This is a genomic window from Mycobacterium pinniadriaticum (assembly GCF_026242045.1).
Lineage (GTDB): Bacteria > Actinomycetota > Actinomycetes > Mycobacteriales > Mycobacteriaceae > Mycobacterium > Mycobacterium pinniadriaticum.
In genome coordinates this window covers 115,865-129,850 of sequence record NZ_JAPJDO010000004.1, presented here as the reverse complement: position 1 = coordinate 129,850, position 13,986 = coordinate 115,865, and the positions used below count along the sequence as shown (strand labels likewise).

Genomic DNA, 13,986 nt, shown 5'->3' with positions numbered 1-13,986 from the left:
TCAGTCCTGTTCCATCAACTGCTTGTAATGCGACCAGAACGCCCGCATACCGGTCTCGTCGGTGTTGGTGCCGATGGTGAATCCGTGCTCGTCGACACGTTCGCGGTTGAGCCCGCGCCGCACGTCGAGCCACTCCGGAGTCAGCGCCTCCAGACCTTCCTGGTTGCGCTCGTACATCTCGGTGTCGTCGGCCAGCAGCATGCCGGCCGGCCCGACCGAGGCCAGACACTGTGACACCAGTCGCTTGTTCAGCTCGGGCGCCCCGACCAGCTGCACGGCGGTGGAGTACTGCACACACTCATTGACCGCCACCGGCTGAAGGTTGAACACCTGGATCTCGGCGATGAACAGGTTCGGGAAGATCATGACGTGCGGGGCGCCCTCGATGAGAATCTCCTCGGCCGCCGCACCGTGGCGGGCCCGCATCGCGGCGACGTATTCGGGGACCCGGGCTTCGGTGGTGCCGAACCAGCGCATCGGGGTGGCGAACTTGCGGAACTCTGGGCGCAGATCATTCTCGCTGTGGCCGTTGCCCAGATCACGCGTCACCGCGGTCGAGGAGTCGCTGTAGAGCGGGCCGATCGTGGACTGCGTGACGCCGAGGATCGCCCCGTGGACGAACTGCGGGTGATAGCCGTCGGTCTCGTTCTCCACCACCAGCTTCCAGTTGGCCCGGGTCTGATGTTGCAGCCAGCCGGCGTTGAGCTCGACGGTCCCCTCCGGGGACAGGCCGCACAGGCGGTCGATCTCGCCGGCCGCGGCGCCGAGGTGCTCACGCAGGCTGGGCCCGTCGGGGGCGAAGCTGCCGAACACGAATCCGCGGTAGGAGTCCATTCGCGGAACCCGGCCCATCGGCATGTCGAGCTGGCGCTGGCCGTAACCCTTGAAGAACGGAAACCCGATCAGCTCACCGGTGTTGCGAAATGTCCAGCCGTGAAACGGGCAGCGGAAGGTGCTCGAGTTGCCCTTGGCGTCGTCGCAGACCTGGTTTCCCCGATGGCTGCACCGGTTGAGCAACAGGTGGATCTGCCCGTCGCGGTCGCGCGTCATGATCACGTCCTGCAGCCCCAGCTTCTTGCGGACGTAGTCGCCTGCCCGGGCGACCTCGCTCTCATGGCCGACGAAAACCCAACTTCGATACCAGATCTTGCGCAGCTCTTCGGCGAAGATCGTCGGGTCGGTGTACATCGACCCGTGGACCTTGTCGGGGTGGATCAAGCGGTCGTAGCGGCCGGTGGTGGCCGCCGGATCGATGACCGAGGTCATTGCCGTGCTCCTTGTCTGGTTCCGAATACCGGGCTCCGCTTGGCGGCGAACGCGTCGATCGCCTCGGCGAAGTCGTCGCTATCGAACAGGCGAGCCTGTTCGGCGGCCTCCCGGTCGAGGACGTCTAGCGGGTGCATGCTCGGAGCGATCGGCAGCATCGCCTTGATGACGCCGAGCGCTTCCGCGGGTCGCTGCGCCAACGTCGCGGCATCGGCCTGAGCAGCGGCCAACGCGGCACCCGGCTCGGCCAGGCTGTCGACCAGCCCCCATTCCAACGCATCGGTTGCACTCAGAGGTGCGGGAAACAGGATCAGCTGACGAGTTCGGGCCACGCCGATCCGGGCCGGCAAGGACACGTAAGTACCCATGTCACCCGACAGGCCGACGTTGGTGAAGGTGGCCGCGAAGCGGGCGTCGCGAGCGGCGATCACCCGATCGCAGGCCGCCGCAAGCCCGGCACCCGCGCCGAATGCTGCTCCCTCAACCGCAGCCAGCACCGGTTTGGACGTAGTCCAGATCGCGCGAATTACCTTCTGCGCCAAGTTAATCCGCTCCAGAGCGGCGTCAGCCGGCATCCGGGTCATGGTCGCGATGTCACCGCCGGAGCAGAACGATCCCCCGGCGCCGGTCAGCACGATCGCCCGCACCTCGGGGTCGGTGTCGGCTGCTTCGATCGCCTCGGCCAGCGCGATCCGCAGCGGCAGGTCGATCGCGTTGCGGACGGTCGGCCGGTTCAGCGTGATCGTACGGACGGGGCCGGCATCGTCGACGAGGATCGTCATGAGCCGCCGAACTTCGGGGGACGCCGCTCGATGACCGCGCGCAACCCCTCCAACGCGTCCGCAGTGCCGGACAGCTCCGATACGGTACGGGCCTCCTCGGCCAACCGCTGTTCCACCGATTGCCCGACGCCGCTCCACACCAGCCGTTTGGTGGCCGACAGCGCCGCGGTGGGCAGTTGTGCCAGTTCGGTGGCGATTTCCTCGGCACGTGCGGTCAGGGCGTCGTCGTCGACGACCTCGGTGATGAGCCCGATCTGCGCGGCCTCTTCGGCGGTCAGCGTGGGGTTGGTCAGCAGGATCCGCAGCGCCTGACGCAGTCCGACCAGCTGGGCCAGCGTGACCGACGAACCGCCATCGGGAGCCATGCCGACCCGGACGGCGCCGGAGAAGAATTTCGCCGACCGCACAGCCACCACGATGTCAGAGGCGCAGACCAGGCCCAATCCCCCGCCACCGGCGGCGAAACCCTGCACCGCGGTGACGACGGGCACCCGCAGCTGGATGAGCGCAGCGGTCGCCAGCTGTAGCCATGCGGTGGCTTCGCGAAGATAGTCGGGCAGCTCCGCGCCCTTGGATTCGAATGTCTTGACGTCACCGCCGGCGCAGAAGTTGCGGCCCTCACCGGTGAGCACCACGACTCGGACCGCCGGATCGGCATGGCAGGCCAGGATCGCTTCGTGCAGCGCCTTGAGGATCTCGACGTTGAGGCCGTTGGACGCCTCGGGCCGGTTCAGCCGGAGTCGGGCGATCCCGTTCTCGACCTGCAAGACCACCGGGGCGTCGATTGACGTCGTCATGCGCGAACCTCTCTGCTCTGGAATGCGGTGACACTGCTCGAGCCCGCGTCGCCGGCGATGTGGCGGACCACCGCATCCATCTCGGCGTCGAGTCCTGCGCGCAGGCCGTCGTCGACGCCGATTGCCACGAGCCGCTTGATGGTGATCACCGCATCGCGGCGGCGTCCGGCAAGTCGGGCTGCGAAACGGGCGATGCCGTCGTCAAATTCATCCTGCGGAAAGGAGCGGTAAGCCAGGCCCAGCCGGACCGCGTCCAGCCCGGACAGCCGGTCCCCCGACAACAGCAGACCGAGCGCCTGCTGTCGGCCGACGATGCGCGGCAGCCGTGCTGTGCCGCCCCCGCCGGGAACCATGCCGAAGTTGACGTGGTTGTCGGCGATCCGCGCCGTCTCACTCACCAGGACGATGTCGGCGGCCTGCATCAGCTCGAACCCGCCCGCTGCGGCCGCCCCTTCGACCGCGGCGACGACCGGGACCTCGACACCCGCGATGGCGTCGCAGGCCTCGCGAAATGACGTGAACAGTTCGGCCAGGGCGCCGGGGCGCTGTGCGCGCAGTCGTTCGACCTCGTCGAAGTCGCCGCCGGCACAGAAGTTTCCGCCGCTGCCCCTGATCACGATCGCGTTCACCGCCGGATCGGCGCCCAGGGACCCGATGGCGTCACGCAGTGCGCGTGCCAGGTCGACGGTGATCGCGTTCATCCGATCCGGTCGGTCCAGGGTGATCCACCCGACGTGACCGTCGAGCGACGTCGTGACGCTCATCTGGGTCTCCTCGGCAGCCGGATGTGGACAAATCTAATCGCAATTTCTAATCTAGGTTAAACCAACGTCTGGGGTGGCCTCAAGTGCGCCCCGACCAGGAAGGGGCACCGTGGATCTGGGATTGGCCGACGCCCGCGTGGTGATCACCGGGGGCGCATCGAACATCGGGCGCGGCATCGTGCACCAATTCGCCGCCGAGGGCGCGCGGATTGTGTTGAACGACATCGACGAACCGCAGGCCGAGAAGGTCAAGGCCGAGGCACTGGAGTTGGGCGCGGCCGCGGTCGAGCTCGCGATCGCCGACTTGACGACACCGGAAGGCGGCGAGGCCGCCGTCGGCACCGCGGTCGAGCACTGGGGCGGCATCGATGTGCTGGTCAACAACGCCGGCTGGAGCGTCCCCGGGTTCATCGCGACCGACACCGACCGCGACAAATGGCAGCGCACCATCGAGATCAACCTCTTCTCGGCGATCGCGGCGACGCAGGCTGCGATCGGGCCGATGAAGGAGGGCGGCGGTGGCTCGATCGTGTTCATCGCCAGTGATGCGGCCTTCGGGCAGATCCGCCAGGGGGTCTACGGTGCGTCGAAGGCGGCCATGGTGGCGCTGGCCCGCACCGCGGCGCGCGAGCATGGGCGGCACGGCATCCGCTCCAATATCGTCTGCCCCGGTCTGGTGATCCCGGAGAGCCCCGATGCGGTCGGGGCGGCCAGTCTGTGGTCCGTCGGTCAGGACGAGGTGTTCAACCCCAAGCAGATCGAGTTCATGCTCAAGGACACCCCGACTCGCAAGCTCACCACCGCCCACGATGTCGGGAACGCGGTGTTGTTCTTCGCCTCCCCGGTGGCCGCCGGTCAGGTGACCGGCCAGCTGATCTCGGTCAGCGGTGGCTACACGATGCCCTGACAATGGGCATCTCTATCAATGCGACAGGCCAGCCGCATGGAAAAACCTAGCCGCACGAGGTAGCCGTCGAACGCTGAATTCCCTCAGTTCGGACGAGAACGGACACTGCAGCAACACCTTGTCCTCAATCACCGCTTCCGGGAAGTTCTCGTTGTCCGTGGTGCATCGACTAGCTCCAGGGATTGACGAGTTCGACTCCGACGCCTTCGAAGTGGCGAGTATTTCGGGTGGCTACCGTGGCGTGTCGGGATAGCGCGATGCCGGCGATCTGCACGTCACGAATTTCCACCGAACGACCGCTTCGCTGCCGGCTCGCGGCGATTGTTCCGGACGCGAGCGCGGCTGTCAGATCGAAAGATTGCACCCTACCGTCAAGATCTTCGGCAAGGAGCTGACTAAACGTGTCATCGAGCCGGCGTCGCCGACGACTGGACGACAAAAGGTCAATGCCGGTGCGTATCTCGAACACCGTCACCGATGTCGTCCAAATCGATTCGGCGGGTTGATTGTCGAGCCATCGCACTACCGTGGGATCAGGTGTGTCCCGCATCAGCGCGGACAGAACGTTGGTGTCGAGCAGAATCACTGGTCGTTGAACTGTGCCGGACGGACGGACTGCCCCCGCAGTTCCGGTATCTCCTCGGTTAGACCCCAACCTTCAAAGCGTGACGCGATACGCGACCCTAATCGCTCGGGGGGCTCATCGACGTTTCGGACGGCGTTGCGCAGGATCTCGCGCGCCTCCTCCTCGGCACTGCGACCGTGTCGGCGGGCCAGTCGCTGCAATTTAGCCTTAGTGTCGTCCTCGAGTTGGCGAATGAGAATTTGCGCCATGACAGGAACGATATCATGATATCACCACGATGGCGCTACAAGCCGGCTTGTGCCGGGCATCGTCAACGCAGTGGTCCGATCCCGATGCCCCCTTGATGTCTCGACTCACGAAGCCCACGATGCCGGTGATCCAACTACCTCGCTACCTGCGCGGAACACTCTCCTTGCATTGAAATCTCGGTTCTACAAGCACCCTGCCCAACAGCCCCACGGTGCTGGCGATGCCGCCAACCACCGTCAACGCGGCCAGATGGACGAGAAGCATCGGCGGGTTGTCGACCGAATGGCGCACCGACAGGTACAGGATCCCGGAGCCGAACAAGCCCGCCGCGAAAGCCATCGGCACGATCGGGATCAGGTAGAGGTAGGCGACCCCACTCAGGCGCGGCGCAAGTCGGTAGATCACGATCCCGCTCACCAGCGCCGACATCGCATTGGTGAAGCCCAGGAAGATCGGGTAGCCCAGCACCACGAACGGCTGACTGTCCTGGTACTCATAGACTTTCAGCACACTGACGTAGGTCATCTCGGCCGCGATCGCCATCACCACGATGAACACGTACATCGTCCATACAGTCCGGATCGTCGGACGGCGAGCGATGGTGCGGGCGATGAACACGCTGGCGCCGCCGTAGAAGGTCAGGTAGGCCGCGGGCACCCAGATCGGTTGATGACTACCGAACGTCGTATACAGGTGCCACTGCCCCTGTTCACGGAACCACAGCCCGTACAGGTGGTCGAAGAGCGGTTCCATGAGGCAGGTGAGCGTCCCACTGACGAGCACGAACAGCGGCCAGACGATCGACTCCCGGCGGCACAGGCGGGCCACCCAGATGAGGACCACGACCGCCAGGGCGAACGTGAGCACGGTGGCGATCCATTGGCCGGCCGGCCAGACTGGCGTGTCGATTCCAATCGTCGTCACGGGTGCCATCACGTCCTCCGATCAGCCGGCCAGCAGATAGCTGGGCAGGTTTGCATACGACGTCCCGATCAACCCGAGCCAGTTGAACGGCAGGTGGTACACGAACACCAAGGTGACCATGCAGAATCCGAGGACCGCGAAATTCCGGACGTGCGGGCGCAGCGACGGGCGCCACCGCTGCGCGCCGAACTCGATCGGCGACTCCCCGACCGGCCGCTCCTGCGCCTCCATCCGCGCCCAGGTGAAGACACATCCCACGAAGGCCACTAGGACCGACTCGTAAATCGGAAACTGGTACACCTCACCGGGCCACAAGGTCAGCGGTTCATAGGTTTTCGCGAAGGCATAGGCGTGGGTTGTCCTGATCACCACATTCTCCACCACAAAATCGAAAATGAATTCGAAAATGAAGATGAAGACAAACAGCCGGAACTTCGACATTCCCGGCCACCGGCGCCGCACGCGCTGCGCCTCGTGGCAGGCCACGATGGCCACCCCGGCGCAGAAGTAGATATACATCGGCGGGCCCCAGATCAACGACTCCGCATAACGACTCGGCGCATCCGGGTTGTGGAACGGCAGGAATCGGACCCAGACCCCGCGATTGACGTTGGCACTGTTCCAGGCGAACAGGTACTGCTGCACGTTGAGGAAGGCGTCCGCGACGAAGCAGATGATGCCCCCGATGACGAACTTGCCGTCAAGGCCCATCCTGCCGGTCTGGCGAATCGGCTTGATCACGCAGTACCAGATGAACGCAACCATCACCGCCAGGCTGATCGCCTCGAAGATTCGCAGTGCGACCAGCCGCCAGTCCTCCATGACGTCTGGCCCGATCCTCGGCGCCGGTGTGAATTCCTCACCCGAAGTCACCCATCGCACAATGACTTCGACACAGATCACGAACCACACGACGCCGATGAGCGCGAGGAACGTCGCGGGGCCCTGTCGCCCGAGTGGCGGCGGATCCGACGCGGCGTGCTGCTCGGCGATCGCGTTGCCGGGCCCGGCGGTCAAGGACATTGCGATAACCTCCAGTAGACAAACTAGGTGATTTGTAACCGTTAGGGTGATAATGACGCCATGTGTGCGATGATGTCAACGTCATGACCCCGACTCCCCGCGCCGCCGCCCGGAGCCGTGTCGTTGCCGCGGCCCGTGAGTTGTTCCGCGCCAAGGGGGTTCGCGCGGTGACGATGACGGATGTCGCACGGGGCGCCGGCTACAGCCGACAGATGGTGTACAAAGTGTTTTTCGATCGTCGCGAGCTGGTGCTGGCCGCCGCCATCGAGCGGATCGTCGAGATCGCCGATGCCGCCACCCCCGGCGCCAGCGTCCCGGACGGGAGTTTCACCGAATCGTTTGTCGAACTGTCCGTCCGCATCATCGAGACGCTGCGCAACGACCCCGAACTGTCGGCACTGCTCGGCGACGGCAGTCCGATCACCGCACACGAGGCGCTGTGGTCACCCGAACTCGTCGAACGCGGTTTGCGCTTCTGGCAGCCCTGGCTCGATGTCGGCCGGGCGCGGCACCTGCTTCGCGACGACTTGTCGAATCGGGATCTCTCGGACTGGCTGCACACCGTCTACGCATCGATCATCCTGCGCCGCAACATTCCTCAGGACGACGAGCGAGCGATGATCGAACGGTTCGTGATGACATCGCTGGCAATGGCCAGCGTCACGCAACCTCAATTGCCGTAAAGCGTGCCGTTCCACATCGCCACGAGCGGGCCGACCATGGCTTCCTCGTCGGTGAGCTCGGGATCCACACCCATACCCGCGATGTGCAGTACCCGCTCGGTGCTCCAGAACAGGGTGGCGGCCAAGGTCCGGCTCGGCAGCTCCGAGGTGATCAGACCGGCCTCGCGCTCCCGATCGATCTCGACCGCGCCGGCGGCGACAAAGCGCTCGACGACCGCAAGCCAGAGGGAACGCAGCGCCCGCTCGCTGTGCCAATGCTGATTGGCCGCCTGCAACACCGCCCGGTGCCGATGCCAGGCATGGGTCACCGCACGGATGCTGCGCTCCAACGCCAGTGACGGCGGATCGTCGGGCGAACGCTCCAGGAACGGCTGCACCGTTCCGAAGATGTCCTCCATGGCCGCCTCGAGCAGACCGGACAGTACCGAGAACTTCGACGAGAAGTAGAAGTAGAACGTCGCCCGCGAGACGTTCGCCTCGGTGAGGATCTGCGCCACGCTGATATCGGCGAACGCCTCACGCTCCATGAGCCGGGCCGTCGCCGCGTAGATGGCATCGACCGGCGGCACCCCGTTGAGCTCAACCGATCGCGGCCGACGCGTCGCCCCTGTCATCGCAGCCACCTTACCGTCGCCGAGAGCCGCCCCAAGCGGCGCGTGCACGTAATTTAATCCAATTTCAAACAAGGTATACACAATGTCTAGACACGATGTTAGTGTGAGCTGGTCCACAGTCGCCAGATGGCGGTGTCGCGCCGGTTGCCGCGGAGAAACCGCAGTTGAAGCGGGCATGCGGGCACAAGATCATAAGGAGAGGCCACACAGATGAGTCCCACGTTGAGCCTGAGTTGGTCACCCCTGGTGCAGGGCCAGGGCTGGCCGCCCAACATCCAGCCAGCCCCCGGTGACTTCAGCGTCAGCCTGGGTGCGGAGATCGCCTTCTTCCTCATCGCCGGCGCGCTGGTCGTCGTCTTCGCCCTGCCCTGGGCCATCCGGGCCGCGGTGCGCAGCCGCAATTACATCCCGCTGATCGTGATGGCCAGTGGTCTGATCTGCAGCCTGCTCGAGCCGATGCTCGACCTGCTCGGCCATCTGCACTGGGCCAACAACCTCATGCCGGCGTTCACCAACTTCGGTATCACCGTGCCCCTGCTCATCCCGCCGTGCTACGTGGCGTTCCTGGGGCTCGAGGCGTACTTCTGCTACTTCGTGATCCGTAACGGCGCCCACGCGAGCCACTTCGTGATGCTGCTGGGCATGGGAATCGTCACCGACGCCGTCATGGAAACCGCAGGCATCAACCTGGGCACCTACCTCTACTACGGTGTGCAGCCGTTCAGCTTCCTGAACTTCCCGTACTGGTGGGGCTTCATCAACGGTGGTTCGTTCGTCACGATCGGCGCCATTCTCGCCTTCGCCGTGCCGAGGCTCAAGGGCGCGCACAAGCTGTGGCTGCTGCTGGTGGCCCCGTTCGGCATGATGGTCGCCTACTTCGGGGTGGGCTGGCCGCACATCCTGATCCACAACTCCACGCTGCCGACCGCGGTGCGCTGGCTGGGCGCCGCCCTCATGATGGCGATGATGGTGGGCTGGATGTTCGTGCTGCATCGCCTTGTCGGCCGGCCGAATTCGCTGCCCGCTCCCAAGTGGACCTTCTGGCGGGTGTTCGCCTACGGCAAGTTCATCCCGACCCGCAAGGGCCGCCAGGAACTGTGGCGCAAGATGTGCGAGGAAGGCGGCGTCAAGTCCGGAGACGGAATCGCGGTCGACCCCGAGGATCCGGCTCAGGCGCTCGTGGTCGGGCCGACCATCATCATGAACGGCACGCAGCAGAACCGCCAGCCGGCGACCTCGATCTGACCCGCGGAGCGGTGGGCCGGTTCCGAGTGCAAACCGGCTCCGGCCCATCGTTTTCCGTCTTTCCCTTCTACACTCGATGAGGTTTTGTCATGTCCCAAACTGCCCAGCCCCCGCGTGAGGCCGATGTCGTCGTCGTCGGCTCCGGGCACAACGGTCTAGTCGCGGCGGCCTACCTGGCCAAGGCCGGGCTCAACGTCCTTGTTGTGGAGGCCGCGGCGACGGCCGGCGGTATGACGTCGACGAACTCGTTCGCGCCGGAAGCACCCGAATACACCATCAACGAAGCCTCCATCCAGGCGTCGCTGTTCCGCACCACGACGATCAACGCCGACCTCGAACTGTCGACCCGCTACGGGCTGCGTCAGACGGTCATCGACCCGGCGCACTTCCAACTGGCCGCCGACGGCAGCTCTCTCGGGCTCTGGCGCGATCCCCGCAAGACCGCTTCCGAGCTGGAGCACTTCTCCCGCAAGGACGCCCGCGCGCTGCTCGAGCTCTACGAAGTGATCGACGCGGCCGTGGAGATCGGTCTGCCGATGATGCAGACCAACGTCGTGACACCGGACATCTCGGCAATCCTCAAGGCCGCCAAGGGTGTTGCCAAGAACCGCAAACAACTCAGCGCCATCGGGCGCTGGATGGCCAGTTCTCAGACCGAGGCGGTCGAGGAGAGCTTCGAACACGACATGATCCGGGCGCCACTGCTGACGTCGCTGCCGTTCATGCCCTTCGACGCCGACCTGTCGGGATGGTCGCTGATCTACCTCGGAGTGCTGTCCAAGTACGGCGTGGCCATGTTCCACGGTGGCACAGGCTCGCTACCCAAGGCACTGATCGGGGTCCTCAAGGACAACGGCGGCGACATCATCACCAGTTCGCCGGTCGAAGAACTCATCATCGAGCATAACCGCTGCGTGGGCGTGCGCGTTCGAGGTGGCGCCGAGATCCGTGCCCGCCGAGGCGTTTTGACCGCCTGTAGCCCGAAGACGACACTGACCCGGCTGCTCCCCCGCGGCGTGCTGGAGCACAAGAAACAGGTGGCCGCCGACCACATCCCGACCCGCAAGCGCGGTATCGCCGATGCGAAGGTCAACGTCGCGTTGTCGGGGCGGGTGGACATGTCCAAGCACGAAAAGTGGCGTGGCGACGGGATCGATCTGCGGCTCGCCTGCAATTGCTATCACACCTACGAGCAGGCCAAGGAGGCCGCCAAAGCGTGCGTGCGCGGTCAGGTGCCCGACGCGATTCCCGGCTTGGCACAGGTGACCAATGCCTTCGATCCGTCGATGTCACCGCCCGGCAAGGATCTGTGGTGGTTCTGGACCGGCCTGACCCCGTCCTTCCCCGAGGAGGGCTGGGATGTGGCGCGCAAGAAGATCACCGACAGCATCATCAAGGACGCCGACCAGTACTACAAGGGCGTCGAGGACATGCAGGTCGCGGTGCGCCCGCTGGTGCTGCCCGACATCGAGGAACGATTCTGGGCCATCGACGGCTCGGTCTACCACGTCGATCCGACGATCAGCCGCTTCGGGCCCAACAAGCCGGTCAGCGGATTCGCCGGTTATCGCACCCCGGTCGAAGGACTGTTCCTGACCGGATCGGGTACCCACCCCGTCGCCGGGATCAGCGGCATGCCCGGCCAGAACGCGGCGCGCACCATGCTCAAGGACTTCAAACTGGAAGATCAGGGCGGACGGCTCGGCGCGCTCAAGTCCAGGCTGCGCCGGGAGAGTCGGCGGGCCGCGCTCACCGAGGACCCTTACGCGAGCGGGCAAAACGACCCGTTCCCAGCCGAGCTCTGATCCGATGACGCGCGATATCCAACGCACGATGGCAGTGTGCGGTGCAGCATTTGTGTTACTTCTGTTCCCGGCCATCATCATGACCGGGCTCCTGCCGCCGATGTCGCCGATGCGGACCGCCGAGCAGGTGGCCGAATTCTGGTCCACCAACACCGGCCTCAAGCGAATGGGCTTGGTGATCATGTTGGCCGCAGCGGGCTTACAAGCGCCCTTCGGCGCTTTGATAGCGGTGCGGATCCGGCAGATGGAAGGGTCTCGGTACTCCGCGTTGGCCTACACCCAGCTCGTCGGGACCGGCCTGGCCGTCGTCGCCATTCTCATGCCGGTCTTCGCCTTCGGCGCGGCGTCCTACCGCCCGGAACGCGATCCGCAGATCACCCAGGCGCTCAATGATCTCGGCTGGCTGCCGTTCGTGATGAACTGGCCGGCCGCCACCATCCAGTGTCTGGTCATCGGTTTCGCGATCTTCGGGGCCAACACGAACATCTGGCCGAGATGGCTGGGCTACTTCAACGTGTGGTGTGCCTTCATCTTCGCCGCCGGCGGGCTGGTGGTGCTGTTCAAAGACGGCGTCTTCGCCTGGAACGGACTCCTGGCGTTCTGGTTGGTGGCGGTGTTCTTCGGGGTGTGGTTCCTGGTGATGTCCTGGCAGCTGTGGACCAGTACGTCGAGTGATGAAACCCGGACACCTGAGGACGCATTGGCGTCATGACGCTGGTGGGTGACCTCGTGCCGGACCGCGCGAGCGAGCGGCGGATTCCCGGCGAGGAGGGCATCTGGGTTTTCGTCCTCGGCGATATGACGGTGTTCGCACTGTTCTTCGCGACCTTCATGTACTCGCGGGGCAGGAACCCGCAGTCCTTCGCATCGGGCCACGCCGATCTTCACGTCGCATTGGGTACGGTGAACACCGTTCTGCTCCTGAGTAGTTCACTGCTGGTTGCCATCGGTGTGCAGCGAGTGCTCGGCGGCCGGCATCGGGACGCCACGCGATTGTTCTCCGGCGCGGCCGGGTGCGGCGCCGGCTTCGTGGCCGTCAAGGCCATCGAGTGGACTGAACTCTTTCGCGCCGGAAAGGGTGTCGGCAGCGGCGAGTACTTCTCGTACTATTTCGTGTTCACCGGCATCCACCTGATGCACGTGCTGATCGGTCTGGCGATCCTGGCTCGGCTGGTCGTCCTGACCCGTCGGCCCGCTCTCACCGGCAAGCACCAACAACTGTGTGAGACCGGCGGGATCTTCTGGCACATGGTGGATTTGCTCTGGGTGGTCCTGTTCGCGCTCTTCTACCTGGTGAGGTGACGATGGCCGCCACACGTCGGTTGACCCTGGTCTGGATCGTGCTGCTGGCATTGACCTTCGGATCATTTCTGGTCGGTATCGAGCAGAGTGCCGATCTCGCCGGGGCCGCGGCCATCACGATCATCGGGATCGCGATGCTCAAGGTGCGACTGATCGGGCTGCATTTCATGGACGTGCGGGTGGCCCCGACGGCCCTGCGCATGCTGTTCGAGGGCTACGTGCTCGTCGTGTTCGCGGCCCTGGTCTTGCTCGATGTGCTGATGAAGCCTTAGTCACGTCGAGCGTGGGAGTTGTCGGTGTAAGCATCAACGACTTTCGACAGAAGCCCACACTCTCGACGACCGGGTTCACTGCGTGCGGCGGTACACCACCCGCCAAACGATGTCGGTGAGTGCGTCGAGTTCGCTGTCGACCTCGTCGTCGTCGGCCGTGCCGACCAGCTGATAGAGGCCACGCTCGATCATCCAGACCAGCCACCGCGCAGTGCGTTCGGCGTCCAGATCGGGATCTGCCGTCCCCGAGGTTTGTGCGCCTGCGATGTAGCCTGCGAGGGCGGGCACCACCTGCCCGATGAGCGACTGGTGCTGTTCGCGCACCCTGGGGTCGTAGGCCGCGGTCTCGACGACCGTGCTCAGTATCGTCCTGTGCTGACGATAGGTGTCGATGGGAATCCTCAGCGCCGCATGCAGATCCGCTCTGGTGGCGTCCGGGGGAAGGTCCCACCACGACGATCCCGTCGACACCAGATCGCCGATCACGTCGGCTGCCATCGCAACCAGCAAGTCGCCTTTGTCGTCGAAATAGACGTAGAAGGTGGACCGCGAGATGCCACCCGCCGTGATGATGGCCTCCACGCTCAGGTCGGCATAGGACGCGCCGCCCTCGACCAACTTCTCGACAACGCCGACGAAATGCCTGCTGAGCATGCCTCGCCGCTGGGAATGCGAGAGCTGCAACGGGCGGGGCGGGGCGGGATCCACTCGGTCAGTGTACTGAAAGTCCACCCAATCAAACAGAATGTATGGACGGCCATACAGAC

17 protein-coding genes are annotated in these 13,986 nt (G+C 64.8%); 7 read left to right on the top strand and 10 right to left on the bottom strand.

Annotation, left to right across the window (positions count from 1 at the left end; all coding sequences use genetic code 11):
* The 4 genes from ORI27_RS06600 to ORI27_RS06585 are packed head-to-tail and all read right to left on the bottom strand — an operon-like array spanning position 1 to position 3,609.
* Positions 1 to 1,266, bottom strand: coding sequence for an aromatic ring-hydroxylating oxygenase subunit alpha (locus ORI27_RS06600; protein WP_265995903.1), 1,266 nt, complete (start codon positions 1,264 to 1,266; stop codon positions 1 to 3).
* A complete protein-coding gene (locus ORI27_RS06595; RefSeq protein WP_265995904.1) occupies positions 1,263 to 2,048 on the bottom strand; it encodes an enoyl-CoA hydratase/isomerase family protein in 786 nt (261 codons plus the stop codon). The genes ORI27_RS06600 and ORI27_RS06595 overlap by 4 nt, the downstream gene beginning before the upstream one ends.
* On the bottom strand, positions 2,045 to 2,845 hold the full coding sequence (locus ORI27_RS06590) for an enoyl-CoA hydratase/isomerase family protein (RefSeq protein WP_265995905.1): 801 nt from the start codon (positions 2,843 to 2,845) through the stop codon (positions 2,045 to 2,047). Before ORI27_RS06590 ends, ORI27_RS06595 begins: the two co-directional genes overlap by 4 nt.
* Positions 2,842 to 3,609 carry an enoyl-CoA hydratase/isomerase family protein gene (locus ORI27_RS06585; RefSeq protein ID WP_265995906.1) on the bottom strand — a complete coding sequence of 256 codons (768 nt, stop codon included), beginning with the start codon at positions 3,607 to 3,609 and terminating at the stop codon, positions 2,842 to 2,844. The genes ORI27_RS06590 and ORI27_RS06585 overlap by 4 nt, the downstream gene beginning before the upstream one ends.
* A 109-nt stretch (positions 3,610 to 3,718) precedes the next feature.
* Between ORI27_RS06585 and ORI27_RS06580 the strand changes: the two genes are divergently transcribed.
* On the top strand, positions 3,719 to 4,516 hold the full coding sequence (locus ORI27_RS06580) for an SDR family NAD(P)-dependent oxidoreductase (protein ID WP_265995907.1): 798 nt from the start codon (positions 3,719 to 3,721) through the stop codon (positions 4,514 to 4,516).
* A gap of 169 nt (positions 4,517 to 4,685) precedes the next feature.
* On the opposite strand, the gene ORI27_RS06575 is transcribed toward ORI27_RS06580, so the two are convergent.
* The 4 genes from ORI27_RS06575 to ORI27_RS06560 all read right to left on the bottom strand — a co-directional run bounded on the left by ORI27_RS06575 (position 4,686) and on the right by ORI27_RS06560 (position 7,298).
* A complete protein-coding gene (locus ORI27_RS06575; protein ID WP_265995908.1) occupies positions 4,686 to 5,102 on the bottom strand; it encodes a type II toxin-antitoxin system VapC family toxin in 417 nt (138 codons plus the stop codon).
* Entirely contained in the window at positions 5,099 to 5,350 is a 252-nt protein-coding gene (locus ORI27_RS06570) for a FitA-like ribbon-helix-helix domain-containing protein (RefSeq protein WP_265995909.1), read from the bottom strand. Before ORI27_RS06570 ends, ORI27_RS06575 begins: the two co-directional genes overlap by 4 nt.
* A 142-nt stretch (positions 5,351 to 5,492) precedes the next feature.
* Positions 5,493 to 6,284: a hypothetical protein gene (locus tag ORI27_RS06565; RefSeq protein ID WP_265995910.1), complete on the bottom strand. Its 792-nt coding sequence runs from the start codon at positions 6,282 to 6,284 to the stop codon at positions 5,493 to 5,495.
* A 12-nt stretch (positions 6,285 to 6,296) separates the two neighbouring features.
* Positions 6,297 to 7,298 carry a spirocyclase AveC family protein gene (locus ORI27_RS06560; RefSeq protein WP_265995911.1) on the bottom strand — a complete coding sequence of 334 codons (1,002 nt, stop codon included), beginning with the start codon at positions 7,296 to 7,298 and terminating at the stop codon, positions 6,297 to 6,299.
* A gap of 83 nt (positions 7,299 to 7,381) precedes the next feature.
* On the opposite strand from ORI27_RS06560, the gene ORI27_RS06555 reads away from it, so the two are divergent.
* Positions 7,382 to 7,981 carry a TetR/AcrR family transcriptional regulator gene (locus ORI27_RS06555; RefSeq protein ID WP_265995912.1) on the top strand — a complete coding sequence of 200 codons (600 nt, stop codon included), beginning with the start codon at positions 7,382 to 7,384 and terminating at the stop codon, positions 7,979 to 7,981.
* Here ORI27_RS06555 and ORI27_RS06550 read toward each other — a convergent pair.
* A complete protein-coding gene (locus tag ORI27_RS06550) occupies positions 7,969 to 8,595 on the bottom strand; it encodes a TetR/AcrR family transcriptional regulator (RefSeq protein ID WP_265995913.1) in 627 nt (208 codons plus the stop codon). The genes ORI27_RS06555 and ORI27_RS06550 overlap by 13 nt on opposite strands.
* Positions 8,596 to 8,805: 210 nt before the next feature.
* Between ORI27_RS06550 and ORI27_RS06545 the strand changes: the two genes are divergently transcribed.
* The 5 genes from ORI27_RS06545 to ORI27_RS06525 all read left to right on the top strand — a co-directional run bounded on the left by ORI27_RS06545 (position 8,806) and on the right by ORI27_RS06525 (position 13,219).
* A complete protein-coding gene (locus ORI27_RS06545) occupies positions 8,806 to 9,840 on the top strand; it encodes a hypothetical protein (RefSeq protein ID WP_265995914.1) in 1,035 nt (344 codons plus the stop codon).
* 89 nt (positions 9,841 to 9,929) lie between these two features.
* Positions 9,930 to 11,645 carry a phytoene desaturase family protein gene (locus ORI27_RS06540; RefSeq protein ID WP_265995915.1) on the top strand — a complete coding sequence of 572 codons (1,716 nt, stop codon included), beginning with the start codon at positions 9,930 to 9,932 and terminating at the stop codon, positions 11,643 to 11,645.
* A 4-nt stretch (positions 11,646 to 11,649) separates the two neighbouring features.
* The gene (locus ORI27_RS06535) at positions 11,650 to 12,357 is read left to right on the top strand and encodes a hypothetical protein (protein ID WP_265995916.1); all 708 of its coding nucleotides are present in this window, start codon (positions 11,650 to 11,652) and stop codon (positions 12,355 to 12,357) included.
* On the top strand, positions 12,354 to 12,947 hold the full coding sequence (locus ORI27_RS06530; protein ID WP_265995917.1) for a cytochrome c oxidase subunit 3: 594 nt from the start codon (positions 12,354 to 12,356) through the stop codon (positions 12,945 to 12,947). The genes ORI27_RS06535 and ORI27_RS06530 overlap by 4 nt, the downstream gene beginning before the upstream one ends.
* A 2-nt stretch (positions 12,948 to 12,949) precedes the next feature.
* Positions 12,950 to 13,219 (top strand): cytochrome C oxidase subunit IV family protein, encoded by a 270-nt coding sequence (locus ORI27_RS06525; protein ID WP_265995918.1) that lies wholly within the window; start codon positions 12,950 to 12,952, stop codon positions 13,217 to 13,219.
* A 75-nt stretch (positions 13,220 to 13,294) separates the two neighbouring features.
* Here ORI27_RS06525 and ORI27_RS06520 read toward each other — a convergent pair whose 3' ends face one another.
* Positions 13,295 to 13,927 (bottom strand): TetR/AcrR family transcriptional regulator, encoded by a 633-nt coding sequence (locus tag ORI27_RS06520; protein ID WP_265995919.1) that lies wholly within the window; start codon positions 13,925 to 13,927, stop codon positions 13,295 to 13,297.
* Positions 13,928 to 13,986 lie beyond the last annotated feature (59 nt).

What these genes read in the sequence shown, in the direction of transcription:
- ORI27_RS06600 (WP_265995903.1), bottom strand. Translation starts at nt 1,266, where the DNA reads ATGACCTCGGTCATCGATCCGGCGGCCACCACCGGCCGCTACGACCGC.
- ORI27_RS06595 (WP_265995904.1), bottom strand. Translation starts at nt 2,048, where the DNA reads ATGACGATCCTCGTCGACGATGCCGGCCCCGTCCGTACGATCACGCTG.
- ORI27_RS06590 (WP_265995905.1), bottom strand. Translation starts at nt 2,845, where the DNA reads ATGACGACGTCAATCGACGCCCCGGTGGTCTTGCAGGTCGAGAACGGG.
- ORI27_RS06585 (WP_265995906.1), bottom strand. Translation starts at nt 3,609, where the DNA reads ATGAGCGTCACGACGTCGCTCGACGGTCACGTCGGGTGGATCACCCTG.
- ORI27_RS06570 (WP_265995909.1), bottom strand. Translation starts at nt 5,350, where the DNA reads ATGGCGCAAATTCTCATTCGCCAACTCGAGGACGACACTAAGGCTAAA.
- ORI27_RS06565 (WP_265995910.1), bottom strand. Translation starts at nt 6,284, where the DNA reads ATGGCACCCGTGACGACGATTGGAATCGACACGCCAGTCTGGCCGGCC.
- ORI27_RS06560 (WP_265995911.1), bottom strand. Translation starts at nt 7,298, where the DNA reads ATGTCCTTGACCGCCGGGCCCGGCAACGCGATCGCCGAGCAGCACGCC.
- ORI27_RS06555 (WP_265995912.1), top strand. Translation starts at nt 7,382, where the DNA reads ATGACCCCGACTCCCCGCGCCGCCGCCCGGAGCCGTGTCGTTGCCGCG.
- ORI27_RS06550 (WP_265995913.1), bottom strand. Translation starts at nt 8,595, where the DNA reads ATGACAGGGGCGACGCGTCGGCCGCGATCGGTTGAGCTCAACGGGGTG.
- ORI27_RS06545 (WP_265995914.1), top strand. Translation starts at nt 8,806, where the DNA reads ATGAGTCCCACGTTGAGCCTGAGTTGGTCACCCCTGGTGCAGGGCCAG.
- ORI27_RS06540 (WP_265995915.1), top strand. Translation starts at nt 9,930, where the DNA reads ATGTCCCAAACTGCCCAGCCCCCGCGTGAGGCCGATGTCGTCGTCGTC.
- ORI27_RS06535 (WP_265995916.1), top strand. Translation starts at nt 11,650, where the DNA reads ATGACGCGCGATATCCAACGCACGATGGCAGTGTGCGGTGCAGCATTT.
- ORI27_RS06530 (WP_265995917.1), top strand. Translation starts at nt 12,354, where the DNA reads ATGACGCTGGTGGGTGACCTCGTGCCGGACCGCGCGAGCGAGCGGCGG.
- ORI27_RS06525 (WP_265995918.1), top strand. Translation starts at nt 12,950, where the DNA reads ATGGCCGCCACACGTCGGTTGACCCTGGTCTGGATCGTGCTGCTGGCA.